The 770-nt window shown below is 69.7% G+C and carries 1 protein-coding gene; it reads right to left on the bottom strand.

Annotated features, from left to right (window positions below):
• Positions 1-589 (bottom strand): RodZ family helix-turn-helix domain-containing protein (locus tag JMF90_RS39040; RefSeq protein ID WP_201326544.1); only part of this gene is annotated, 589 nt, incomplete at its 3' end.
• Positions 590-770 lie beyond the last annotated feature (181 nt).

Genomic DNA, 770 nt, shown 5'->3' with positions numbered 1-770 from the left:
CCGCTGCCGACGCGCCGTTCGTGGCCGCTTCTTCAGCCGACGACGATGCCGCCGTCGCACTCGCGGCCGACGCATGCTCGGCCTCGCCGCCCTTGAAGCGTGCGAGCAGGCTCGACGAATCGCCGCCAGTGTGCCACATCAGTACGGCGACCACCGCGACGATAACGATCCCCGTTCCCCACAGCCAAGGATGGTGGCGCGACGAGCCGCCCAGCGGAATCGACACGCGGCCGCGCGGCAGATCCGTGCCCGACGACGCAGGCATCGACAGGTCGACTTCCGGCACCCCGCGCTCGCGGCGCAGCGCCTGCGCGAACGGTTCCGGATCGACGCCGAGCATCTTCGCGTAGCTGCGCACGACACCGAGCGCGAACGTCACCCCAGGCAAATGGCTGATGTCGCCAGACTCGAGCGCCCGGAGCTTTTGCGGCGCGACCTTGAGTCGCGCCGACACGTCGTCGACCGACCAGCCCTTCGTCTCCCGAAGCTGCGCCAGCCGGCTGCCGACCGCCGCCAGCGATTCCAGTCCGGCCGGTGCCGGCTTCGCGGCATTCGTCTCTGCGCCGTTAGACGGCTGCGGCTCACTCATCCTTGTCCTCGCGTCGATTCTTCTTCACTGGCGGCTGCCGCCGACTCCTGCCGGCCGGCACCCGCAACGGTTCATACCATGCGCGGCGCCGAGGCGCCGCGACCGATCGCTATTCGCGTGTTGCACCGCCAAAGGGTTCGGGCACCCCGGCCAGGTGCCCCCGTCAAACTGCCCGAACTTC

It is taken from the genome of Burkholderia sp. E168m23 (genome assembly GCF_016586125.1).
Taxonomy (GTDB): domain Bacteria; phylum Pseudomonadota; class Gammaproteobacteria; order Burkholderiales; family Burkholderiaceae; genus Burkholderia; species Burkholderia orbicola.
The sequence above is the reverse complement of the archived record's forward strand: the minus strand, read 5'-3'. Positions and strand labels throughout refer to the sequence as shown.